Here is a 22,599-nt window from a genome sequence, read left to right as displayed (position 1 = left end):
CCTGTTTCTTGTGACTTTCATGCATCAGGGGCAGAGCTTCTCCCCCATGGTAGGTATTCTTTTACCTCGGATGGTTGAGGTCATTCGGTCGCACTGATAATCAGCCAAAAGGCTGGACGACGCTTTGGGGGCAAGCAGGATGAGATCTCACGGGATCCGACGCAGGGTCGGCCGCCTTCTCGGCACCACTGCGCTCGGCTTGACGCTCGCGCTTTCCGGGGGCGCGGCCCCCGCACTCACGCTGCGCGAGGCGGTCGGCATCACGATCGAATCGAATCCGCAGATCGGACAGGCCATCGAGAACCGCGAGGCGATCGAATTCGAGCTGCGGCAGGCGCGCGGGCTCTATCTGCCCCGGGTCGATTTCCAGGCGTCCGCCGGGGCGCGACGACTCGATCGCCCGATCGGCCAACTCACCGCGCTCGAGCGGCGCGAGGATAGTTTCGCCCCGGCCGAGGCCGGCCTCACGGTGACCTGGCGCCTGTTCGACGGCTACTTCCGCGACGCCGAGGTCGAACGGCAGGCCTCGCGCGTCGACGGCGCCTCGTTCCGCGTCCTCGAGCGTTCGGAGTTCCTCGCCCTCGAAGTCGCGCGCGAATATTTCGAGATCATCCTTCAGGAGCGCATCGTCCGCCTCGCTGACCAGAATCTCGGCTTCCTCGAAGGCATTCTCGGCCGCATCCGCGAAAACGTGCAGAGCGGCTCGCTCACCGAGGCCGATCTCCAGCAGGGCGAGGAGCGCATCTTCGCGGCGCGCGCCCGCACGATCGAAGCCCGGCAGGATCTCGCTGCCGCGCGGATCCGCTTCCTGCAGCTCGTCGGCAAGAATCTCACGAAGCCCGTGAATCCGCCGGCGATGGCGGCCCGCCTCCCACGCTCGGTCGACACGGCACTCGGGCTCGCCGTTCAGGGCAATCCGCGGCTCAAGATCGCGAATGCGGATATCGACGCGGCGCATGCTCTCGTGAAGCAGGCCCGTTCCCGTAATCTCCCGGAGTTCTTCCTCGAAGGCAACGCTCGCGTCGGTCACGACATCGACGGCGTCGAGAATCGCACGAACGACGTTCTGGGTCGCGGTGTCATGCGCTGGAATCTCTATAACGGCGGTATCGACCAGGCAAACATCCAGGAACAGACCCGCCGCGTCGCCGAATCTCAGTTCTTCCGCGATCAGGTGCTGCGCGAGATCCGCGAGGCGGTGCGCCTGTCCTTCGATCGCCGCATCCGCCAGCTCGAGCTCACGGATGCGCTCGGCGAGCAGGTGGCGGCGGCAACCCGCGTCGTCAACGCCTATAACGAGCAGTTCCAGGTCGGCCGCCGCTCGCTGCTCGACGTGCTCGACGCTCAGAACACCCGCTACAACGGTCAGGTCCTGCTCGAGACGTCGCGCATCGGCGCGCGCTTCGCGGAGTATCGCATCATGGCTGCGACGGGCCAGCTCGTAGCAGCGCTCGGGCTCACGCCGCCGAGCCAAGCGGAGGCCTATGCGCGCGCCCGCGCGGATGTGCCGCCGCGCGCCGAAGCAGAAACGTTGCCGCGTTATTCACCATCCCGTGGTAAACCGTGGCTCCCCGAAGGTGCCATTCAATAAACGGGAAGCATCACTCCTGCATGAATGGCGTTCGACGGTGACCCAATCTCATCGCACCGCCGAACTGCCGCAGGAGCGGCCTCGCCCGTGAACGCGTTCTTCAGCCGCCCCGCCGCTCCTCAGGCTCTGGATGGCGAGGCCGCCGACAACCCGCTTCCGTTAGGACAAGCCGCGCCTGCCGACGCTCCGATGCCGGAGCCGCGCGCGCCCGACCTGCTCATGCTCTCTCTGGAGCGGCTCGCGGTTCATTTCGGGCGCACGACGTCACCGATCGTGATGACGGCCGGCCTTCCGCTGGGTGAGGACGGATTGTCTCCCGATCTTTTCATCCGCGCAGCGGAGCGGATCGGGCTGCGCAGCACCTGGCGGCATGGAGCTTCCGACGAGATCACGAGCGCCGACCTGCCGGCCATCGCATGGCGGAAGGACGGCACGCCCGTCATCGTGGAAACGCGTCATGACGATCGCAGCTTCACGATCTTCCGTCCCGATCGTGGCGATACCACCCGCGTCAGCGCGCAGGACGCGGCCGTGCTCCTCTCACCCGAGATGATCACAGTCGCGCCGAACCTCGCGCCGCCGGAATCCGCCGAGCATGCGGGTCATGCGCCGAAACACTGGCTCTGGGCGGCCGCCAGCCTGTTCTGGCACTCTTACGCCTACATCATCCTCGCGACGGTGTTCATCAACATCCTGGCGCTGGCGTCGCCGCTCTTCACGATGAACATCTACGACCGCGTGCTCCCCAACAAGGCGCTGTCGACACTGTGGGTGCTCGCGACCGGCGTGCTCATCGCCTTCCTGTTCGATTTCCTCCTGAGGCTCGCCCGGGCCTCGCTCATCGATCAGGTCAGCCGCCGGCTCGATCTCAAGATCTCGAGCATGCTCGTCGAGCGCGTGCTGAACACGCGGCTCTCCGGACGCAACGTCACCACCGGGGTGATGACGCAGCGTCTCAACGAATACGAGTTCGTCCGCGAGTTCATGACGTCGAACACGACTGTGTTCTTCATCGATCTCGTGTTCAGCGTGCTCTTCCTCGTCGTCATCGCCTATATCTCGCCGCTGATGGTGCTGGCGCCGCTGTTTGCGATCTCCATCATGGTCGGCGTCGGCCTCCTGGTGCAGCGGGCGATCGGCGCCGCGCTCCTGCAGACGAGCTACACCACCGCGCACCGGCAATCGCTGCTCGTCGAGATCCTCGGCAATCTCGAGACCGTGAAGAGCCTGCGCGGGGAGGGGAGCCTGCTCCGCCGCTGGGACACGATCACCCGCGAGGCTTCCAACGCCAACGAGCGGATCAAGTCCTGGTCGTCCTTCGCGACGAACTTCGCCTATTTCATCCAGATGATGGTGACGGTGATCACCGTCATGCTCGGCGCCTATCTCTTCGACAGCGCCAGCATCACGGCCGGCGGCATCATCGCGGTCACGATGCTGGCCTCGCGCGCCGTCTCGCCCATGGGGCAGATCGCGATGACCTTGGCGCGGGTGCGCCAAGCCTTCAACTCGCTGAAGACGCTCGACACGATCATGGCCCTGCCGGACGAGCGGAGCGATCGCCGCCTCCTCGTCACGCGCAGCGTTCAGGCCGGGCATGTCGAGTTCCGGGATGCCGTCTTCGCCTATCAGGAGAATGCGCGGCTGGCGCTGAACGGCCTCAACCTGAAGATCGCGCCCGGCGAGCGTGTTGCGGTGCTCGGCAAGGTGGGTGCGGGCAAGACCACGCTCGGCCGCCTGCTCGTGCGCCTCTACGAGCTCACGAAGGGCGAGATCCTGATCGACGGCGTCGATATCCGCCACTACCACCCGCACGAAATCCGCCGCGCAATCAATTTCATTGGGCAGGAATCGGATCTCTTCCACGGGACCCTGCGCGAGAACCTGCTGCTGGCGCGCCCGGAGGCGACGGACGAGGAACTGCTCTGCGCCGCGAAGCTTGCCGGCGTCGACGAGTTCATCGCTTCCAATCCGGCGGGCTACGAGATGCAGGTGGGCGAGCGCGGCGCCGCTCTCTCGTCCGGGCAGCGCCAGATGGTCGGCCTCGCGCGGGCGTTCCTTTCGGGCGGCAAGGTGCTGTTTCTCGACGATCCGACGAGCTCGATGGATATGGCGACGGAACGCCTCTTCGTCGCCCGCCTCAAGGCCTCGCTCACGCCCGGCATGACGATGATCGTCACGACACACCGCCACGCGATGCTGTCGCTCGTCGATCGTGTCTTGGTGGTCGATTCCGGCCGGGTGGTTGCCGATGGGCCGACCGACGTCGTACTGAAGCGCCTTGCAGAGAACAATCCGCAGGCGGCGAACCGGGCGTCGGCGGCAGCATAGGGCGAAGTGATTCATCCTGAGGCGGAGGCCTGGATCGCTTCACTGCGTTGGCAATGACGAAGTGGACGTGAGAACGGGAAAAGCACTGCCTGAAACGGAAGTTGGCTGCAGACCCACTTCCGTCATTGCGGCCGAAGGCGAAGCAGTCCAAGAAGCGGGCGCCGACGTCTGGATGTCGTCGTTTCCCCTGCGATAACCGAGTGAAGTCAGCGCAACGGGCTCACGTTGCGCACGACGCAGAGGATGTGGCCGTTGCGGTCCGTGCGTGTCACCAGTGCTGCGTTCAGCACGCCGGTGCGTTTCCTGAGGCCGAATTCCAGCACGAAATCGATTGCGAGCGCCGGCGCTGTCGGTTCCGTAAGACGCTCGAGAAGACGGGGGAGGGGGACGGGGAGATGCAGGTGAACGGGCCCGGCTCTCGCCGGCGCGCCATCATCGCCGTGTCCGAGCGCGAGAAACGGCTGATTGTGGGCGATGATCCGCTTCCGCTCATCGAGAACCAGGGCCGGGACGGGAATGGCCTGGGTGATGCCGGTCGCAAGCGCAACCGGGTCGGTCGCGCGAAGCCGCTCCTGTTCCAGGAGGAGCCATTGCATCGCGGCACAGCGGAGCACGGAGGCGCTGTTCCCATCAGGCGATTGCGCGAGCACCCCGCCGAGGTAGCGGTTGAGCCGCACGCCGAGCTGGCGCGCCGCGCGTTCGAGCACGGTCCAGAAGATCGGCTCGAGCGAGAAGGCACGCCGTTTTCCATCGATGCGGACGACGCGGAAATGCCGGTTCGGCCCATTTCCGTCATCCGCCTCGGGACGCTGCGCCGCGACCATGGCGGTCACCGCTCCCGGAGGGCCTCCTGTCGTGCCCGGTGAATGGGTTTCAGGAGATAGGTCAGGACGCTCTTCTCGCCTGTGATGATGTCGACGTCGCAGACCATTCCCGGAATGATCGGAAAGGTCTTCCCGCGCGCTGTCAGATGCGATTCCTCCGTGCGCACGATTACCGAGTAGAAGGCTTCCTTCTGGTTCGGGTCGTAGAGGCTGTCGGCGGAAATCTGCTCCACGACGCCGTTCAGGCCGCCGTACTGGAAGAAGTCGTAAGCCGTGACTTTCACGAGCGCGCGCTGTCCCGGCGTGATGAAGGCGATGTCCTGCGGCCGGACCTTTGCCTCGACGAGCAGCTTGTCCTCGATGGGCACGATCTCGACGACGCGATCGCCCGCATTCACGAACGCGCCAAGCGTGGTGACGGGGATGGCGTTCACGATTCCGTCGACGGGCGAGCGGATATCGGTGCGCAGCACACGGTCCGTCGCGCCGCGCTGGGTCTCGAGGAGGACCGAATATTCCGAGCGTTTCGTCGTCAGCTCCGCGGTCGCTTCGCGCTGGAACTGCAGTTCCTGCTCTTCGTATTGAAGGTGAGCTTCCCGGAGGGCCGATTCCACTTTCGCTGCGGTTTCCTTTGCGGCGGCGATCTGCCCCTTGAGGTCGACGACCTGCCGCTGCGCGCGGATGAGTTCCGTCTGGGCGACGAGGTTGCGGCTCGCCATCGGCGCCAGAATCCCGAGCTCCTTTTCTGCAAGCTTCAACCCTTCCGAAAAGCGGGTGAGGCTCGCCTGCGTCTCGTTCAACTCGCGCTGCCGCTGCTCGATGCGCTGCGTGAACACGTCGAGGCGCTTCTGCTGGTTGTCCCGGCGGATCTCCAGCAAGCGGCGCTCGCTCTCGCAGATCTCGGGAGCAACCGTCGCGATCTCCTGGGGGCAGGTGAGATCGGCCTGGCGTCCTTCGGCTTCGATCTCCAGCCGTGCAATCTGCGTGCGCAACGCGCGCGCCTGCGCGTCGACCTCACCGGCCTTTGCTGCGTTCGGCGTGTCGTCGAGGCGAATGAGCAGGTCTCCGCGCGAGACCCGCTGACCGAGGCGCACCGCGATCTCCTGGACGACCCCGGCCTCGGAACTCTGCACGACCTGAATCCGCGACGAGGTGATGACCCGTCCGGATCCTCGCGTGACCTCTTCGAGGCGGGCGATCGCAGCCCACGACACGAGGAAAAACAGCAGCGCGGAGATGCCTGCGACAATAGCGCTCGCCATGCGCGGCGCTCTTTCCCCACGTCCCATACCAGCCGCCCCCAACAACACGTCACATCTTGTTTTGACGATGCATCATAGCAGAGGCGCGAACATTTGACCCTCTGCTTACGCGCCGCACTCTCACGCATTCCGTCCCTGGATAACGTTACCGAAGCGTATTAAACGAACAGACAAATCAGATAAGATTGTCGACTGTCGCGTAAAATAACGCGAAGGATCAATCGACGGGATTTTAAGTAACGGCGTAGTTGAACTGCAATCCGCGGCCAGGAGTATTCGGATCGCAAAGGAGCACGATCCGAATGCCTGGCAGTACCCGTCATCGGAAATCCCTCGGCCTCACGGCGGCTGCCGCCATGGCCACGGCCTTGGCCTTGGGGCCGGTCCAGGCATCACCGCTGCTGCCGGTCGGATGTTCCGTCCAGCTTGCTCCGAGAAGCGTGTCGAGCGACGGCACCGCGGCATGGCCGGTCACTTGGCTCGCCCGAAGACCGGCCTCGCCGCATTGCTGGCCCCTCGGCATGGCCCTTGTCGCCACTCGCCTTCTGAACGACGCGGATCTCGATCCGGCTTCCACGGGCAGCTTGCCCGCCGGCCCGCTCGAGACGGCCGGTGCGCGCCTCCATCGGGCGGCGCTAACCGCAGCCCCGGTTCCCGAGCGTGATCGCATCGCTCCCGCGATGCTCTTCGGGACCGTTGCGGTTCCCGTCTCCACCTCCGTCCATGCGTCCCGCTGGCGGTCCATCCTCGCCGAGGAGGCCGACCGAAGCCTCCTCGGGGAGTGCCGCGGCGGGGCGCTGTGTCGGAATGTCACATTCCGGCGGCTGGCGTCCATTGCAGCAGCGGTTCGCGGGGAGCCCGTCGAAGAGCGTATTCGGAAGATCAACCGGGTCGTGAACTCTTCGATCGACTATCGGACGGACCTCGAGCTCTACGGGCAGGGAGACCACTGGGCGTCTTTTCGTGAAACGATTCTCGCCGGGAAGGGTGATTGCGAGGATATCGCCCTCGTAAAGATGTGGCTGCTGCGCGCCGCCGGCGTGCCGCAGGGAGCCATGCAACTCGTGCTGGCACGGGATTTGCGGCGGCAGCTGGATCATGCCTTCCTCTCCGTCCAGACGGAGTCCGGTGTGCTCGTGCTCGATAACCTGACGGACGAGATCGAGCCGGAGCGGCTCGCCAGCAGGCGCTACCAGCCCATGGTCTCGCTCGGCGCTGCAGGAACCTGGATCCACGGCTATCGTGGTCGCCAAGGTTGAGCTTCCGCGTTCGATCGCTTCTTATTGGTCTCGGGTGAGTGCAAGAATTTCCAAGACTTGGATGAGGGTTGAGTTTCGATCGATTCTACTTGGAGAATTCCCTAGCGGCACCTTGCGCAGGGCACCCGTCCGGGAGTATCTACAAAACGCGGAAGTCTCGCGAGAGGCGATAGGGGGCTGCATCAATGGCGATTCTGCTGGTCGAAGACGACGAGTTCGTCTGTGACGTCGCAGTCGCAACTCTGGCCAAGCACGGGTTGAGCGTGACCTGCGTCCCGTCCGGCGAAGCTGCGGTTTCGCTGATCGGATCGGGGGAGACCTTCGACCTCCTGATCACCGATATCCAGTTGCCTGGGCGCTATGACGGCTATGCGACAGCGGTCGAGTTTCGCAAGCTTTGGCCGAACATGCCGGTGATCTACATCACGGCGTCGCACCGTCAGCAGAACCCGGTGGTCGGAAGCGTGTATCTGCGCAAGCCCATCAAGCCTGCGCTCCTGATGTCGATCGTCGGCGCCTTCCTGCCGGTCAAGGTCAAGACCGAGTTCCAGCCACTGGCCGCCCCTAGCGAGTGGTTGGGCCAACCGAACTACCTGCACTGAAGCGCTCCAGGCAGGGCTCTGCCTAGCCGCCTGTTACACACCAAGCCAGTTTGCTTGCAGAAACGCACGCAACGCGTGCAAAGATGGACGCGACCGCTTGCGCCCCTTATCTCAGGCCGTGAGAGCATCAAGGAGGCATCATGGCCGCGACGGAGCAGGGCGCGATCGATCTTTACTACTGGCCGACCCCGAACGGATGGAAGATCACCATCATGCTCGAGGAGTGTGGCCTCCCCTACACGATTCACCCCATCAACATCGGGAAGGGTGATCAGTTCAAGCCGGAATTCCTGGCGATCTCGCCCAACAACAAGATGCCTGCGATCGTCGACCCGGACGGGCCGGGCGGGGAACCGATCTCGGTCTTCGAATCCGGAGCGATCCTGCAATATCTCGGCCGCAAGACGGGCAAGTTCTACCCGTCCGACGAGCGCCGGCGCGTCGAGGTCGAGCAGTGGCTGTTCTGGCAGATGGGCGGTTTCGGGCCGATGCTCGGGCAGACCCATCATTTCCGGATCTATGCGCCCGAGCAGGTGCCTTATGCGGTCCAACGCTATACCAATGAAACGAACCGGCTCTATGGCGTTCTCGACAAGCGTCTGGCCGACCGGGAGTTCGTGGCCGGCGACTATTCCATCGCGGATATGGCGATCATGCCGTGGGCGAAGCTCTGGGAGCGGCAGGGGCAGAATATCGAGGACTTCCCGAACGTGAAGCGCTGGCTCGAGGCGCTCCTTGCCCGGCCGGCTGTGAAGCGGGGCCTCGACGTGAACGCCGCGGACCGGGCGGCAACGAACCTGAGGGATCCGGCGGTGCAGGCCGTTCTCTTCGGACAGCGGGCCCGATCCTGAGGCCTGTCCGGAGGATCGCAATTTCGCATCGTGCGGGAAAGTGGGCCCGTATTTCCGCACGATGCGCTGCCCAAGGACCAAAGCACCGGATCCAAAAGTGGAACCCACTCTTGAGTCCGATGCCATAGCCCGCCGGAGCATGGCGGGATTTCGGCAATTCGCTTGAGACGGGAAGGGGGCGCCGCTATAAGCGCGGCGCTTCCCCTCAGAATTGTCACGAACCGGAGTTCTCATGCCTCTCGAGCGCACGTTTTCCATCATCAAGCCCGACGCCACCGCCCGCAACATCACGGGCGCCATCAACGCGGTGATCGAGGGGGCTGGCCTGCGGATCATCGCGCAAAAGCGTATCCTCATGACGCGTGCGGAGGCAGAGACCTTCTACGCAGTGCATCGGGAACGCCCCTTCTTCGATGAACTCGTCGAGTTCATGATCTCCGGCCCTGTCGTCGTGCAGGTGCTCGAAGGCGAGAACGCAATCGTGCGCTATCGGGAAATCATGGGCGCCACCAACCCCGAGAACGCGGCCCCCGGCACGATCCGCAAGCAGTTTGCCAAATCCGTCGGAGAGAACTCCGTCCACGGCTCCGACAGCGCCGACAACGCGCGCACCGAGATCGCGCAGTTCTTCTCAGGAAACGAGATCGTCGGCTAAACCGGTTGCCCTCGGAGGGCGGAGCTCCGGAGTGGCGCAGCCGCTCCTGCCCGCCCGTCGAGATCCTCTGTCAGCTCCTCGAATGACCGTCTGGTAACCACGACCGCAAAATGCATTGGAATCCGGGTGCGGGCCGTGAAAGCACGCGCGTGACCCCCTTGAACCAACCGCCCAGGTTGCGAGTTTAAAGCGTGACAGTTCTGCTGCCGGGGTTGCCATGTCTTCGATCACCCGCGCCGCCTTGGCGGCGGCCAGCCTTTTCGCTTCCGTGAATCTCGCTCTCGCGGCTGCGTCGTCGGTCCCGACCGATTATCAGCCCGACCCTGCGCTGCAACGTGCAAGCCGGGGCGAGCTCGAGACTCGGGTGCGGAAGGCTTGCGTCATCGTCCAGGCGCGTGAGCTCGGCGTCTCGGAATCCTCGCTGTCGCGCCCCTGCGGGTGCTACGCATCGCGAACGCTCACGTCCTTCACGCCCGGAGAGCTTCAGTCCTATCGGGATACCGGAGTGTTCAATCAATCGGCGCAGGCGAAAGCCTATGCGGCGCTGTCGGCGTGCGGGGTCAGGAGCTGAGCCCTATCCGGAAGTGCTGGGCGTCTCGGACCACGAGTCAAAGGGAGGCGATGCGATCTCTCCCTCGCAGGACCAGCCACTCTCGAACTTGACCCTGTCCTCGACCAAGCGAGCGCGCCCCGACGCGACAAGGGCGAGGGCAGTCGGATAGAGCCGGTGCTCCCGAGCGAGCACTCTCGCGGCCAGCGACTCCTCGGTGTCGTCCGAAATCACCGGCACACAGGCCTGCGCGATGATCGGACCGGCGTCGAGTTCCGGGATCACGAAATGCACCGTGCAGCCATGCAGGAGGACGCCGGCCTCGAGCGCCTGCCTGTGGGTATGAATCCCACGGAACAGCGGCAGCAGCGATGGGTGGATGTTGAGGAGGCGGCCCGCCCAGCGCGTCACGAACCACGAGGTCAGCACGCGCATGAAGCCCGCGAGGCATACCAGCTCGATCCCTCGGGCATTCAGGGCTTCGTCGAGTGCCCGCTCGAAGCTCTCCCGATCCGGATGAGCGCGGTGATCGATGGCAATGGCCTCGATCCCTTCGGCCCGCGCATGCTGGAGTCCCCCGGCATCCGGCCGGTTCGACGCGACGAGCACGATGTCTGCCGGGTAACCGGGCCTGCGGGAGGCCTCGATCAGCGACATCATGTTCGAGCCGCGGCCCGACACCAGGACGGCGGTGCGGATGCGACCCGTCACAGTGCGAGGCGCCCGGAAAACCGCACCGGCGGGCCGGAGCTCCGCTCGACCAGCCGGCCGAGGCGGACTGGAACCACGCCCGCCGCTGCGAGCCTCGTCTCCAGCGCGTCTGCTTCCGTCTGGTCAACGACGACCACCATGCCGATGCCGCAGTTGAACGTCCGCAGCATCTCGGATTCGGAAACCCGGCCGGCCTCCGCCAGCCAGCGGAACACGGGCAACACGGGGACTGCGTCGAGGAGAATCTCGGCAGCAAGGTTCTCGGACAGGACCCGTGGAATGTTGTCGGGAAATCCGCCGCCCGTGATATGCGCCAGCGCCCGGATTCCGGATCCTTCGCGCAGCACCGACAGGAGCGGGCGCACATAGAGACGTGTCGGCTCGAGCAGAGCCTCTCCGAGACTCCGGCCGGGCGCAAAGGGAGCCGGATCGGCCCAGGCCAGCCCGCTGGCTCCGACGATCCGGCGTACCAGCGAGAAGCCGTTGGAATGGGCGCCCGAGGACGGCAATCCGAAGAGGATGTCTCCGGCAGCGCCTCCGCGCGGCAGGAGCGTTCCGCGTTCCGCCGCTCCGACCGCAAAACCCGCGAGATCGAAGTCCTCTCCCGCATAGAGCCCGGGCATCTCGGCCGTCTCGCCTCCGATCAGGGCGCAGCCTGCCTCCTGGCAGCCGGCCGTGATCCCGCGCACGAGCGCCACGCCCGTTTCCGGCTGCAACCGTCCCGTCGCGAAATAGTCCAGGAAGAAGAGCGGCTCCGCACCCTGCACGACGATGTCGTTGACGCACATCGCGACGAGATCGATCCCGATCGTCTCGAAGCGGCGTGTCTCGATGGCGATCTTTACCTTGGTTCCGACCCCGTCATTGGCAGCGACGAGAATGGGATCGCGAAACCCCGCGGCCTTGAGGTCGAACAAGCCCCCAAACCCACCGATCTCGGCGTCGGCCCCGGGGCGTCGCGTCGCGCGGACCAAAGGCTTGAGGGCTTCCACCATCGCGTTGCCCGCGTCGATGTCGACGCCGGCCTCGGCATAGGTGAAACCGGTGGGCGGTTTGCTCATGACGGATCTCCGGTGCCGGGCCGGAGTAAGACGGGTGGAGGGCCGACGCAAGCCACCCGCTCTCGAGGAGACCTCGACCCTCGCCAGCGCGGATGGGCCTCTTTAGAATGAAGAGAGGGACGACAGCAGCGCATGACGATACCGAACCTGATCACGATCGGACGCCTGATCATCGTTCCGCTCGTGATCGTTATGATCTTGCAGGAGCGCTGGGGCCTCGCCTTCGCGCTCTTCGTCATTGCCGGAGTCTCGGACGGGATCGACGGGTTCATTGCGCGGCGCTTCGACATGCGCAGCGAGCTCGGATCCTATATCGACCCGCTCGCCGACAAGGCGCTGCTCGTTTCGATCTACGTCACTCTGTCGATCATCGGCGTGCTGCCGGGCTGGCTCGCCATCGTCGTGGTGTCACGTGACGTGATGATCCTCGCCGCCGTCGTTCTGTCCTGGCTCATGGCGAGGCCGCTGCAGATCCGGCCTCTGACGATCAGCAAGATCAACACGTTCGCACAGCTCGGTTTCGCTGCCCTGGTCCTGGCGGCGAGCGCCTTCCGGATCGAGATCGGCTTGCTCGAGGACGTCGGCATGGTGGTCGTCGCAGTGCTGACGGTCGCGTCCGCAGGCGCCTATATGGGGATGTGGCTGCGGCACATGGGGGACAAGTGACTTCGGCGTAGTGCTCGGCTACGGTAGCGCCGCCACCCTCACCCGGCTGCTGCGCAGCCGACCTCTCCCATCGAGGAAGAGGCGATGTGTGGCGTCACCCTCTTCACCTCTCCCCTGGCGGGAGAGGTCGGACGCGAAGCGTCCGGGTGAGGAGGGAAACACAAACCATCAAAGATGAAACACCCCGAGTGAAGGCAGTGAATGACGGTCCAGCGGCAGGCGGCGTTCTGGGGTCTGGCACTCGCTGTGACAGTGCTCGCCCTGTTCGTATTGCGTGACATTCTCCTGCCGTTCGTCGCCGGCTTCGCGCTTGCCTATCTGCTGGATCCTCTCGCGGACCGATTGGAGCGCATGGGGATCGGGCGCTTCGGGGCGACCATTCTCATCCTCGTCCTGTTCGTCCTGCTGTTCATCCTGGCGCTCGTTCTGGTCGTGCCGCTCGTCGCGCACCAGCTCTCGGCCTTCGTTGATCGCCTGCCCGCCACCGTTGCGCGTCTTCAACAACTCATCGTCCAGCAGGGCGGGCCGCTGCTGGAGCGCTGGGGCGGGCAAGACACGCTCCAGGATATTCAGCGTTCGGTCGGCGATCTCGTCGGGCAAGGGGTGGCGTGGTTCGGCGGGTTTCTGCAGTCGCTCTGGTCCGGCGGTCAGGCGCTCCTCGGCGTGTTCTCGCTGCTTGTCGTCACGCCGGTGGTGGCCTTCTATCTGCTGATCGACTGGGATCACATGATCGAAACGATCGACTCCTGGCTGCCGCGGCAATATCGCGACACGATCCGCGGCATCGCGCGCGACATCGACCTCGCTCTGGCGGGTTTCGTCCGCGGCCAGGCAACGGTGTGCCTCGTCCTCGGAACATTCTACGCGGTCGGCCTCAGCATGATCGGGCTGAACTTCGGAATTCTGATCGGAATGACCGCCGGCATTCTCAGCTTCATCCCCTATGTGGGATCGCTGACCGGGCTGATCCTGTCCGTCGGTGTCGCGATCGTGCAGTTCTGGCCGGACTGGGTGTGGATCCTCGCGACATTGGCCGTCTTCGTCGCCGGCCAGTTCATCGAGGGAAACATCCTGTCTCCGAAGCTCGTGGGCGCTTCGGTGGGCTTGCACCCTGTCTGGCTCATGTTCGCGCTGCTCGCCTTCGGCTCTCTGTTCGGTTTCGTTGGGCTGCTTCTCGCAGTACCGCTCGCGGCGGCCGTCGGAGTGGTGCTTCGATATGCCCTGAGGAGCTATCTCGCGAGCCGTCTGTATCGTGGTGGGGGCGGCACGGCTGCCTTGCCGAGGTCTGAGAACGATGCGTGACACGCCGAAGCAGCTCGCGTTCGACCTCCCGCTCGCGCCTCGTTTCGACCGGGAGGATTTCCTGGTCAGCCCATCGAACGAGCAGGCCTACGGGATGATCGAGCGATGGCCGGATTGGCCCGATACGGTTCTCGTCCTCCAGGGGCCGCGCGGTAGCGGCAAGAGCCATCTCGGGGCCATCTGGGCGGCCGAGTCCAAGGCATGGACCGTCGATTCCTTCGAGGTGACGCCCGGCCGCGTCTCGCACCTCGTCTCGAATGGTGCGATCCTGGTCGAGGATCCGGACCGGTCGGACCGAGACGAGGCGGCGCTGTTCCACCTTCTGAATCATGCGCGCGAGCGACGCACCTTCGTGCTCATGACGGCGTCGTCTCCGCCGGACCAGTGGAACCTCCGGACCCCGGACCTCCTTTCCCGGTTGCGGCTTGCCCCGAGCGTCCTGATAGAGCCGCCGGACGACGCGCTGCTGCGGGCCGTCCTGGTCAAGCTTTTCGTGGACCGGCAACTCGTGGTCGACACCACGGTGGTGGATTACATTGCGCTCAGGATCGAGCGCTCTCTGGCGCGTGCCGCCGAGATCGTCGTGGCGCTCGACCGCGAGGCCCTGAGTCGCGGCCGACGCATCTCCCGGCCGATGGCGGCGGCGGTTCTCGAGACAGTGGAAGAGGAGGGTGAAGGATCGTGATGGACGAACCGAGTCGCCGTGAGACGGCCGCCCCCGACATCGTTTCGGAGCGGCCCAGAAAATCGCGGTCGGCCACGAAGACCGGTGCCGAATCCATGCGCGCCCGCATCAAGGAAACGACCGTCGGGATCACGGGTCTCGAAGTCGTCACCGAGCTGCCGGACCCACGCCCCTCTCCGGATATCGAGCTCGACGGAGCGGCGCTCCGCGGCTTCCCGCAGCGCTTCGTCAACCGGGAATTGTCCTGGCTTCAGTTCAACCGTCGCGTGCTCGAGGAGGCGTCGAACCGCAATCACCCTCTCCTGGAGCAGCTCAGATTTCTTTCGATCTCGGCAAACAACCTCGACGAATTCTTCATGGTTCGCGTCGCGGGCCTGAAAGGACAGGTCAAGTCCGGGGTCGCGACAACCTCACAGGACGGTCTCACGCCACTCGAGCAACTTGCCAAGATCGCGGCGGAAGTCTCGAGCCTCGCCTCCGATCAGCAACGCCGCTGGCGCGAATTGAAGGAGGACCTTCTGCAGGAAGGGATCGTCCTCGTCGACGATGGCGGCCTCACCCGGGCCGAGGCGGCCTGGCTCGAGGATTACTTCCTTCATTATATCTTCCCGGTCCTGACGCCGCTCGCCATCGATCCGGCTCATCCGTTCCCGTTCATTCCGAATCTCGGCGCATCGCTCGCTCTGAAGCTTGCAAGGCAAAGCGACGGAAGGCTGCTGAAGGCCCTCATTCGGTTGCCGAACAAGGTCGATCGATTCATCCGCCTGCCGGATTTCGCCGAAACCGGGGCGATGCGGTTCATTGCGCTGGAACAGGTCATCCTGCGCTACACCAGCCGCCTGTTTCCCGGATACGACGTGCAGGGCCAAGGCGGATTCCGGGTCCTCCGTGACAGCGACATCGAGGTCGAGGAAGAAGCCGAAGACCTAGTGCGTCTGTTCGAGACGGCCCTCAAGCAGCGCCGGCGGGGCACCGTCATCCGGCTCGAGGTCGAAGCGTCGATGGCGGAGGAACTGCGCTCATTCGTGGCGGAGGAACTGGAGATTTCTCCCGAGGAGGTCTTCGTCGTCGAGGGAATGCTGGCCTTGAACGAGCTGTCGCAACTCGTTGCGCTCGAACGGCCGGATCTCAAGTTCAAGCCCTACAATCCGCGTTTTCCGGAGAGGATTCGCGAGCAAGGCGGCGATTGCTTCGCCGCCATCCGTCAGAAGGACATCATCGTCCACCATCCTTACGAATCCTTCGACGCGGTGGTGCAGTTCCTGCGCCAGGCGGCAAGCGACCCGAACGTGGTGGCGATCAAGCAGACGCTCTACCGGACATCATCCGATTCCCCGATCGTCGCTGCGCTCGCGGAAGCCGCGGAGGCCGGAAAGTCGGTGACCGCGCTCGTTGAGCTGAAAGCGCGATTCGATGAGGAAGCCAATATCCGCTGGGCCCGCAATCTCGAGCGAGCCGGCGCGCAGGTCGTGTTCGGCTTCATCGAGCTGAAGACGCACGCGAAGCTGTCGCTGGTCGTGCGGCGCGAGGCCGGGCAGCTCATCACCTATTGTCATGCCGGGACGGGAAACTACCACCCCGTGACCGCGCGCATCTATACCGATCTGTCGTTCTTTACCGCAGACCCGGTGATCGGGCGTGATGTCGGGCGGATCTTCAACTTCATCACCGGATATGCGGAGCCGGCGGAACTCGAGCGGATGGCCGTTTCGCCATTGACGCTGAAAAAACGCATCCTCACGCATGTCGCCGAAGAAATTGCGCACGCCAGGGCAGGGCGCCCGGCCGCGATCTGGGGCAAGTGCAATTCGCTCGTCGATCCGGAGATCATCGATGCGCTCTATGACGCCAGCGCCGCGGGCGTCCAGATCGATCTCGTGGTGCGCGGCATCTGCTGCCTCAGGCCGGGCATCAAGGGACTCTCGGAGAACATCCGCGTCAAATCGATCGTCGGCCGCTTTCTCGAACATACCCGCATCTACGCCTTCGGGAATGGGGAGGGGCTGCCGAGTCCCAAGGCCCATGTCTATATCTCCTCGGCCGACCTGATGCAGCGGAACCTCGACCGCCGGGTCGAGGCACTGCTCCCGATCCTGAACCCCACCGTCCACCAGCAGGTCCTGGATCAGATCATGCTCGCGAACCTTCTGGACAACGAGCAGAGCTGGACGTTACTCCCCTCCGGCGCAAGCCAGCGGATTTCGCCCGCTCCGGGAGAGGAACCGTTCAACGCGCACAAGTATTTCATGACGAATCCGAGTCTGTCGGGCCGTGGAAAATCCCTCAAAACTTCAAGTCCGAAGTCTCTCCCGAAACGCGGACGCCGTTAGGGTGAGCTCCCTTGGGTCGGAGGCGCGGGGCCGTCTTGCAGTCGGGCGCCCGGTGGCGATCATCGATATCGGATCGAACTCCGTCCGGCTCGTCACCTATGAGGGCCTCACACGGGCGCCCACGCCGATCTACAACGAGAAGGTCCTTTGCGGCCTCGGCCGGCATGTCCTCACGACGGGTCGCCTCGACGACGAGGCCGTCGAGCGGGCGTTGCGGGCGCTCGCCCGATTCCGGATCCTCTGCGACACGATGGGAGTCGAGGAGTTGTTCGTCCTGGCCACCGCGGCAGCGCGGGACGCCTCGAACGGGCCGGCTTTCCTCGACGCAGCCGCCGAGGCCTGTGGCTGCCCGGTGGAACTCATTTCCGGCGCCAGAGAGGCCCAGCTATCGGCTCTGGGAGTGATTTCCGGGTTCCATGCTCCGAACGGGGTCGTCGGCGATATGGGAGGCGGAAGCCTCGAGCTCGTGGAAGTTCAGGATTCCAGCATCGGGCAGGGCATTACGCTGCCCTTGGGCGGCTTGGCCCTCCAGGATCTGAGCGGGGGCTCATCCAAGAAGGCCCAGAAAATCGTGCGTGACGGGCTCGAGCGCGCGGAACATCAGATCCAGAGGCTGCGAGGGCGGACGTTCTATGCGGTCGGCGGCACCTGGCGTGCTCTCGCCAAGCTCCATCAGGCCGCGCGCGATTACCCGCTTTCGGTGATGCACGGCTACAGCATCAATCCGGAGGACGGTCTCGACTTCCTGGAACTCGTCGAACGGGTCGATGCCAAGAGCCTCAAGGACATCGACCTGGTCTCCGAAGCACGGCGGCCGCTTCTGTCCTATGGCGCGCTCGTCCTCGAGGAGATCATTCGTCTCGGGCAACCCAACGAGGTTGCCGTCTCGGCACTCGGAGTCCGCGAGGGGCTCCTCTACGATTGCCTCGATGCAGAACTGCGGGCCCGCGATCCGCTCATTGCCGCGGCGTCGGAACTCAACCTCCTGAGGTCCCGCTCTCCCCAGCATGGAGAGGAATTGCGAACCTGGACGGACGCTTTCGTTCAGAGTCTCGGTCTCCCGGAAACAGAAACCGAATACCGCCTGCGCCATGCTGCATGCCTTCTTGCCGATGTCGGCTGGAGAGCTCATCCGGACTACCGAGGCGAACAGAGCCTGAACATGATCGCCTATGCGGCCTTCGTAGCGATCGATCACCCGGGGCGTGCCTATCTCGCGCTGTCGATCTTCTTCCGCCATGAAGGACTAGCCCCGGAAAAGGCGAGCCAGCGCCTCAAGGAGCTTGCGGGGCCTCGCTTCGTGGAGCGCGCGCGCCTCCTGGCCGCGCTCATGCGCGTCGCATACCCCGTCTCGGTCGCCATGGAGGGGGTGCTTCCGGAGACGCCGTTGCTGGTGCGCGGAAGCCAGGTGGTCCTCCAGCTCCCCAGCCACTTGGAAGATCTCGCCAACGAGAGGCTGTTCGGCCGGATTCGCCAGCTCGGGAGGCTGATCAACCTCGAGCCCCGGATCGAAGTGCGAAGCTGATCCCGACTCCCGTTATCCGGAACCTATGGTCGCGGAGCCGAGCGCTCCTGTCAGATAGCCGAACTACGGGCTCTGCTCAGGACGTCGCGAGTTCCGGAATCTCACGCAGGACGACGCGTCCGCGCTCGATCGACAGCCCGAGCTTCCCGTGCTTGAGCGCGAGGGCGCGTTCGCCGAACAGGCTTCGCCGCCATCCGTGCATGGGCCCGACATCGGCGTCGTCGCTGGCAGCCATCGCCTCGAGGTCATCCACCGTAGCGATGATCTTCGGCGCGACGCCTTCAGCTTCTGCAACCGCTTTCAGGAGAACCTTGAGGAGATCCACGATCGCACCCGTATTGGCGCGATGCCGCGGGCGCTGCGGGACCGGAATCGTCGCGGGGTCCTTGGTCAGGCCGCGCTCCACAGCCGCGAGGATATCGGAGGCGCTTCGCGATCTTTCGAACCCATTGGGAATGGAACGAAGCCGTCCGAGGGACTCTACGGTTCGCGGCGCCGAGACGGCAATGTCGACGAGGGCGTCATCCTTCATGATGCGGCCGCGTGGCACATCGCGTGCCTGCGCCTCGCGTTCGCGCCACGCGGCGATCTCCATGAGCACGCCGATCTCCCGGCTCTTCCGAACACGCCCGACAAGGCGGCGCCATGCCGTCTCGGGATCGAGCCGGTAGGTTTCCGGCGAGGCGAGAATCGCCATCTCCTCCGCGAGCCAGCTGGTTCGGCCATTGGCCTCGAGCTGAGCCGACAGCTGCTCGTAGACATTCACGAGGTGGGTCACGTCGGACAGCGCATAGGCGAGCTGGGCATCGGTCAGCGGGCGCCGGGACCAGTCCGTGAACCGGGAAGACTTGTCGATCCGCGCCTGCGCGAGATCGTGCGCGAGCTGTTCGTAGGATACCGAATCGCCATAGCCGCAGACCATCGCGGCGACCTGCGTATCGAAGAGGGGCTCCGGCAGGAGCCTTGCCATGTTCCAGATGATCTCGAGATCCTGGCGCGCCGAATGGAAAACCTTGACGGTTCTCTTGTCGGCCATGAGGGCGATGAATGGTTCGAGACTGAGCCCGGGGGCAAGCGGATCGACCAGGATGGCGCTATCGGGCCCTGCCAGCTGAATCAGGCAGAGCTTCGGATAGTAGGTCGTCTCGCGCAGGAACTCCGTATCGACGGTTACGAAGGGGTGTGCCGAAAGCTGATCGCAGGCGCGCGCCAGTGCATCGGTGGTGGTCAGGAGTTCCATGGTCGGTCTGTAAAGCATTTTCCGCCGCCGGGAATAGCGACGGAACGAGAACAATCCGACGCAGGCCGCGAATTTTTCACGACGATTCCTTGGAGGGACTTTCGAGTTCGATTGGCCCTCCGGCCTCCTTCCAGGCCGCGAAGCCCCCGCCGAGATGCGCGACGGGTTTCAGGCCCATGTCCTTCGCGGTTGCAGCCGAAAGGGCCGATCGCCATCCGCCTGCGCAGAAGAAGACGAACTGCTTATCCTGCGCAAAAACCTTCTTGTGATAGGGACTGTCCGGATCGATCCAGAATTCCAGCATCCCGCGTGGGCAATGAAAGGCCCCCGGCATGCGCCCCTCCCGCTCGAGTTCCCGCGGATCGCGCAAATCCACGAACACGGCATCGCCACTGTTGAGAAGCTGTATCGCGTCCGACGCCGGAATCGTTTCGACTTTCGCGTTTGCTTCCTCGAGCAGGGTCTTGTAGCCGCGGGTTATCGTCTGGGGCATGATCGGCCTCGCTTGTCGCCGCCCATTGCTGGGCCAGGTCGGAGCTGAAATCAACCCGGAGAAACCGCTCTGTTCAAATGGGTCGACATCGTCGCGCTCGCAGCCTTCATCGCGGCGTGGCTGAGCTATCATGTTGCCGTCGAGCGCATGCCGGCCGGCGCACGCGGGCTCAACATCCTCATGAACCGCTATCGCCTCCAGTGGATGGAGCAGATGGCGCATCGCGAGAACCGGATCGTCGATACGACGATCATGGCTTCGCTCCAGAACGGAACGGCCTTCTTCGCCTCGACCGCCCTGATCGCGATCGGCGGCGTGCTCGCGCTGCTCCAATCGACCGACGTCGTCCTGACCCTTGTCGGGGAGCTTCCGCTCGGCGAGCCGACCACGAGAGGCTCCTGGGAGATCAAGGTCATCGGTCTCGCGGTGATCTTCGTCTACGCGTTCTTCAAATTTGCCTGGTCCTACAGGCTCTTCAATTATGCGGCCATTCTGCTCGGCGCCGTACCGATTCTGCGTCCCGACAACGAAGAGAAGGTTCTGGCTGCGGCGCGGCGTGCTGCTGCAATGAACACCGTGGCTGGACGGCATTTCAACCGCGGTCAGAGGGCGTTCTTCTTCGCTCTTGCCTATCTCGGCTGGTTCATCAGCGCCTATGTGCTCCTGGGGACCACGGCCGCAGTGCTCTATGTCATGTGGCGACGTCAGTTCCTGTCCGATGCGCGCGAGGCCGTGTTGCGCGACGAAAAGACATGATACCCGGTATTATCGGGCCGAACCCGTGATCCGGATTTCCTTCGGGAGCATCGGTGTCACGTGCATGGGCTGTGAAGAGTGAGAGTTGGCGTGATCCCACCGAACGTCCAGGAACAACTCCGGGTCACGGTCCTCCGACTCGTCGCCGAGCGCGGGGCAGGCCGCACGGTGGATCCGTCGGAAATCGCCCGTATTGTCGGAGGGCCGCAGCCGGGCGGATGGGGGCCGCTGATGCAGCCGCTACGGCGCATCGCCGTCGAATTGATGAAAGCCGGCAAGATCGTGATCCTGCGGCGTGGCAAGCCCGTCGATCCGGGCAGTTTCAAAGGCGTTTATCGGCTTTCGCTTCCATCCGACGGACCCGGGAACAGCTGATCCGTGTAGCCGGCGATCCGGTACGCGATGAGCCCTACCCACTCCCTGGCGGCAAGATCGAGCCGCCGCAGGCCGTCGGATGCGGTCGCGAAGGGACGCCATCGCGCGACGTCACCCATCGTGCGGTAATCGACCGGATAGGGTGTGACCTCGAACCCGGCCTTCCGGAAGACCCCGACGGCACGGGGCATGTGCCACGCCGAGGTGACGAGAAGCCAACGTTCTCCTGCCTCCGGCCGGACGAGTTCGCGCGTGTAGAAGGCGTTCTCGCGGGTGGTGCGCGAACGCTCCTCGAACAGGATGCGCTCGGGCGAGATCCCCAGGGTGTCCGCGAACCGGGCGATCGCGGCTGCTTCGGCGATATTACCCTCGAGGATCGCTCCACTTCCGCCTGCAAACACGATCCTTGCTTCGGGATAGCGCCGCGCGAGGTCCGCCATGGCCAATACGCGCTCGCCAGCCTCGTTGATCAGGAGCTGGTCGCGGGCGAAGCTATCTTCAGCCTGCACGCTTCCTCCGAGCACGATCGCACCAGCAATCGTCCCGTCCGCGACAGGAGTGGGTGGGAAACGCTCCTCGAGCGGGACGATGACCCAGTTCGCGAGTGGCGAGAGGCCTGCTGCCAGGACGAGGAGAGCAGCGGCCGATGCAAGCGCGGCCCCCCACCACCGGACACGCTTGACCGATTGCAAGGCGATTCCGAGCAGAACGAGGCTTGGCAGGAGGTTCGAAGGCGTTGCGAAAAACCAGAGGACCTTCGAGGCTGTGAACAATTTCAGCTCCGCTTCGTCTCGGCCTCGTAGCGGGCCCTGGTTTCGGCGTTCGGCGGGTACAACCCAGGGAGCGGAGTGCCCTTTTCGACCTCTCTCATGATCCACGCCTCGAGGTGCTCCTGCTCGACCGCAGCTTTCGCGATCTCCGGGACCAGCGCAGAGGGGATCACCACTGCACCGTCGCCATCTGCGACCACGAGATCATCCGGAAACACGGCGACGCCGCCACACCCGATCGGCTCCTGCCAGCCCACGAAGGTCAATCCCGCAACCGAGGCCGGAGCCGCGACGCCGTTGCACCAGACGGGCAGCCCTGTCCCTTCGACACCCGCTCCGTCCCGCATGACGCCATCAGTCACCAGAGCGGCAACTCCCCGCTTGTGCATCCGAGCCGCGAGGATATCACCGAAGATGCCTGCCTCGAGGGCTCCCATGGCATCGACGACCGCAATGCAGCCGGGCGGCATGTCCTCGATGGCGGCCCGGGTGGAGCGAGGTGACGACCAGGATTCCGGCGTTGCGAGGTCTTCGCGCGCGGGAACGAACCGCAAGGTGAAGGCAGGACCGACCACACGCTCCGTGGCGTGGAAGAAGGGCCTCGGGCCTCTCATCCAGCAGCGCCGAAGACCCTTCTTGAGCAGCACGGTCGTGAGAGTGGCCGTCGTAACGACCCGAAGAGCATCAATGATGGCGGAATCGAAAGGCATCGGCGGCTCCGTTCAGATATCGGTTCAACTGGTTGCACGTAAGCGGTTCA

At 64.5% G+C, this 22,599-nt stretch carries 22 protein-coding genes; 14 read left to right on the top strand and 8 right to left on the bottom strand.

Translation table 11 applies throughout. The features are described from left to right. Positions 1-139: 139 nt before the first annotated feature. Both BN1233_RS10895 and BN1233_RS10890 read left to right on the top strand, forming a co-directional pair. Entirely contained in the window at positions 140-1,591 is a 1,452-nt protein-coding gene (locus BN1233_RS10895) for a TolC family outer membrane protein (RefSeq protein WP_046863562.1), read from the top strand. Between the two features lie 87 nt (positions 1,592-1,678). After that, on the top strand, positions 1,679-3,922 hold the full coding sequence (locus BN1233_RS10890) for a type I secretion system permease/ATPase (protein ID WP_187144275.1): 2,244 nt from the start codon (positions 1,679-1,681) through the stop codon (positions 3,920-3,922). Positions 3,923-4,128: 206 nt separating this feature from the next. On the opposite strand, the gene BN1233_RS10885 is transcribed toward BN1233_RS10890, so the two are convergent. Both BN1233_RS10885 and BN1233_RS10880 read right to left on the bottom strand, forming a co-directional pair. After that, positions 4,129-4,746: a ribbon-helix-helix domain-containing protein gene (locus BN1233_RS10885; protein ID WP_046863561.1), complete on the bottom strand. Its 618-nt coding sequence runs from the start codon at positions 4,744-4,746 to the stop codon at positions 4,129-4,131. A 5-nt stretch (positions 4,747-4,751) separates the two neighbouring features. Then, the gene (locus tag BN1233_RS10880) at positions 4,752-6,008 is read right to left on the bottom strand and encodes an HlyD family type I secretion periplasmic adaptor subunit (protein ID WP_244470669.1); all 1,257 of its coding nucleotides are present in this window, start codon (positions 6,006-6,008) and stop codon (positions 4,752-4,754) included. 302 nt (positions 6,009-6,310) lie between these two features. Here BN1233_RS10880 and BN1233_RS42750 point away from each other — a divergent pair, with 302 nt between their 5' ends. The 5 genes from BN1233_RS42750 (at position 6,311) to BN1233_RS10850 (ending at position 9,946) form a co-directional block, all read left to right on the top strand. Beyond that, the gene (locus BN1233_RS42750; protein ID WP_082145361.1) at positions 6,311-7,267 is read left to right on the top strand and encodes a transglutaminase-like cysteine peptidase; all 957 of its coding nucleotides are present in this window, start codon (positions 6,311-6,313) and stop codon (positions 7,265-7,267) included. 185 nt (positions 7,268-7,452) lie between these two features. Further along, entirely contained in the window at positions 7,453-7,869 is a 417-nt protein-coding gene (locus tag BN1233_RS10865; RefSeq protein WP_048707722.1) for a response regulator, read from the top strand. Between the two features lie 140 nt (positions 7,870-8,009). Further along, a complete protein-coding gene (locus BN1233_RS10860) occupies positions 8,010-8,720 on the top strand; it encodes a glutathione S-transferase N-terminal domain-containing protein (RefSeq protein WP_046863558.1) in 711 nt (236 codons plus the stop codon). Positions 8,721-8,952: 232 nt separating this feature from the next. After that, positions 8,953-9,375: a nucleoside-diphosphate kinase gene (ndk, locus tag BN1233_RS10855; protein ID WP_046863557.1), complete on the top strand. Its 423-nt coding sequence runs from the start codon at positions 8,953-8,955 to the stop codon at positions 9,373-9,375. Between the two features lie 217 nt (positions 9,376-9,592). Continuing rightward, a complete protein-coding gene (locus tag BN1233_RS10850) occupies positions 9,593-9,946 on the top strand; it encodes a hypothetical protein (protein ID WP_046863556.1) in 354 nt (117 codons plus the stop codon). 3 nt (positions 9,947-9,949) lie between these two features. Here the strand turns inward: BN1233_RS10850 and purN are convergent, their stop codons facing one another. Further along, the gene (gene purN / locus BN1233_RS10845) at positions 9,950-10,636 is read right to left on the bottom strand and encodes a phosphoribosylglycinamide formyltransferase (RefSeq protein ID WP_046863555.1); all 687 of its coding nucleotides are present in this window, start codon (positions 10,634-10,636) and stop codon (positions 9,950-9,952) included. Then, the gene (purM, locus tag BN1233_RS10840) at positions 10,633-11,697 is read right to left on the bottom strand and encodes a phosphoribosylformylglycinamidine cyclo-ligase (protein ID WP_046863554.1); all 1,065 of its coding nucleotides are present in this window, start codon (positions 11,695-11,697) and stop codon (positions 10,633-10,635) included. The genes purN and purM overlap by 4 nt, the downstream gene beginning before the upstream one ends. 132 nt (positions 11,698-11,829) lie before the next feature. On the opposite strand from purM, the gene BN1233_RS10835 reads away from it, so the two are divergent. The 5 genes from BN1233_RS10835 (at position 11,830) to ppx (ending at position 18,205) form a co-directional block, all read left to right on the top strand. After that, positions 11,830-12,363 (top strand): CDP-alcohol phosphatidyltransferase family protein, encoded by a 534-nt coding sequence (locus BN1233_RS10835; RefSeq protein ID WP_046863553.1) that lies wholly within the window; start codon positions 11,830-11,832, stop codon positions 12,361-12,363. A gap of 201 nt (positions 12,364-12,564) precedes the next feature. Then, complete coding sequence (locus BN1233_RS10830) at positions 12,565-13,665, top strand: AI-2E family transporter (RefSeq protein WP_046863552.1); 1,101 nt, start codon at positions 12,565-12,567, stop codon at positions 13,663-13,665. Continuing rightward, positions 13,658-14,350, top strand: a complete 693-nt coding sequence (locus BN1233_RS10825; RefSeq protein ID WP_046863551.1) for a P-loop NTPase family protein — start codon at positions 13,658-13,660, stop codon at positions 14,348-14,350. The genes BN1233_RS10830 and BN1233_RS10825 overlap by 8 nt, the downstream gene beginning before the upstream one ends. Beyond that, complete coding sequence (locus BN1233_RS10820) at positions 14,350-16,680, top strand: RNA degradosome polyphosphate kinase (protein WP_074078284.1); 2,331 nt, start codon at positions 14,350-14,352, stop codon at positions 16,678-16,680. Before BN1233_RS10825 ends, BN1233_RS10820 begins: the two co-directional genes overlap by 1 nt. Position 16,681: 1 nt before the next feature. After that, positions 16,682-18,205 carry an exopolyphosphatase gene (ppx, locus tag BN1233_RS10815; RefSeq protein WP_046863550.1) on the top strand — a complete coding sequence of 508 codons (1,524 nt, stop codon included), beginning with the start codon at positions 16,682-16,684 and terminating at the stop codon, positions 18,203-18,205. Positions 18,206-18,281: 76 nt separating this feature from the next. Here the strand turns inward: ppx and rnd are convergent, their stop codons facing one another. Next, positions 18,282-19,445 carry a ribonuclease D gene (rnd, locus tag BN1233_RS10810; protein WP_046863549.1) on the bottom strand — a complete coding sequence of 388 codons (1,164 nt, stop codon included), beginning with the start codon at positions 19,443-19,445 and terminating at the stop codon, positions 18,282-18,284. Between the two features lie 76 nt (positions 19,446-19,521). After that, entirely contained in the window at positions 19,522-19,938 is a 417-nt protein-coding gene (locus BN1233_RS10805) for a rhodanese-like domain-containing protein (protein ID WP_046863548.1), read from the bottom strand. Positions 19,939-20,007: 69 nt separating this feature from the next. Between BN1233_RS10805 and BN1233_RS10800 the strand changes: the two genes are divergently transcribed. After that, a complete protein-coding gene (locus tag BN1233_RS10800; protein WP_046863547.1) occupies positions 20,008-20,694 on the top strand; it encodes a DUF599 domain-containing protein in 687 nt (228 codons plus the stop codon). Between the two features lie 90 nt (positions 20,695-20,784). After that, a complete protein-coding gene (locus BN1233_RS10795; protein WP_063776622.1) occupies positions 20,785-21,069 on the top strand; it encodes a DUF3253 domain-containing protein in 285 nt (94 codons plus the stop codon). On the opposite strand, the gene BN1233_RS10790 is transcribed toward BN1233_RS10795, so the two are convergent. Next, complete coding sequence (locus tag BN1233_RS10790; RefSeq protein WP_046863546.1) at positions 21,027-21,842, bottom strand: YdcF family protein; 816 nt, start codon at positions 21,840-21,842, stop codon at positions 21,027-21,029. The two genes, BN1233_RS10795 and BN1233_RS10790, sit on opposite strands and share 43 nt — an antisense overlap. A gap of 2 nt (positions 21,843-21,844) precedes the next feature. Further along, on the bottom strand, positions 21,845-22,549 hold the full coding sequence (locus BN1233_RS10785) for a ribonuclease activity regulator RraA (protein WP_046863545.1): 705 nt from the start codon (positions 22,547-22,549) through the stop codon (positions 21,845-21,847). Positions 22,550-22,599 lie beyond the last annotated feature (50 nt).

Origin of the sequence: Microvirga massiliensis (assembly GCF_001006805.1) — a bacterium.
Classification (GTDB): Bacteria; Pseudomonadota; Alphaproteobacteria; order Rhizobiales; family Beijerinckiaceae; genus Microvirga; species Microvirga massiliensis.
This window is presented reverse-complemented; position numbering and strand designations above follow the sequence as displayed.

Coding starts and splice junctions, on each gene's coding strand:
- BN1233_RS10895 (WP_046863562.1), top strand. CDS start 140: ATGAGATCTCACGGGATCCGACGCAGGGTCGGCCGCCTTCTCGGCACC.
- BN1233_RS10885 (WP_046863561.1), bottom strand. CDS start 4,746: ATGGTCGCGGCGCAGCGTCCCGAGGCGGATGACGGAAATGGGCCGAAC.
- BN1233_RS10880 (WP_244470669.1), bottom strand. CDS start 6,008: ATGGCGAGCGCTATTGTCGCAGGCATCTCCGCGCTGCTGTTTTTCCTC.
- BN1233_RS42750 (WP_082145361.1), top strand. CDS start 6,311: ATGCCTGGCAGTACCCGTCATCGGAAATCCCTCGGCCTCACGGCGGCT.
- BN1233_RS10865 (WP_048707722.1), top strand. CDS start 7,453: ATGGCGATTCTGCTGGTCGAAGACGACGAGTTCGTCTGTGACGTCGCA.
- BN1233_RS10860 (WP_046863558.1), top strand. CDS start 8,010: ATGGCCGCGACGGAGCAGGGCGCGATCGATCTTTACTACTGGCCGACC.
- ndk (WP_046863557.1), top strand. CDS start 8,953: ATGCCTCTCGAGCGCACGTTTTCCATCATCAAGCCCGACGCCACCGCC.
- BN1233_RS10850 (WP_046863556.1), top strand. CDS start 9,593: ATGTCTTCGATCACCCGCGCCGCCTTGGCGGCGGCCAGCCTTTTCGCT.
- purM (WP_046863554.1), bottom strand. CDS start 11,697: ATGAGCAAACCGCCCACCGGTTTCACCTATGCCGAGGCCGGCGTCGAC.
- BN1233_RS10835 (WP_046863553.1), top strand. CDS start 11,830: ATGACGATACCGAACCTGATCACGATCGGACGCCTGATCATCGTTCCG.
- BN1233_RS10830 (WP_046863552.1), top strand. CDS start 12,565: ATGACGGTCCAGCGGCAGGCGGCGTTCTGGGGTCTGGCACTCGCTGTG.
- BN1233_RS10825 (WP_046863551.1), top strand. CDS start 13,658: ATGCGTGACACGCCGAAGCAGCTCGCGTTCGACCTCCCGCTCGCGCCT.
- BN1233_RS10820 (WP_074078284.1), top strand. CDS start 14,350: ATGGACGAACCGAGTCGCCGTGAGACGGCCGCCCCCGACATCGTTTCG.
- rnd (WP_046863549.1), bottom strand. CDS start 19,445: ATGGAACTCCTGACCACCACCGATGCACTGGCGCGCGCCTGCGATCAG.
- BN1233_RS10805 (WP_046863548.1), bottom strand. CDS start 19,938: ATGCCCCAGACGATAACCCGCGGCTACAAGACCCTGCTCGAGGAAGCA.
- BN1233_RS10785 (WP_046863545.1), bottom strand. CDS start 22,549: ATGCCTTTCGATTCCGCCATCATTGATGCTCTTCGGGTCGTTACGACG.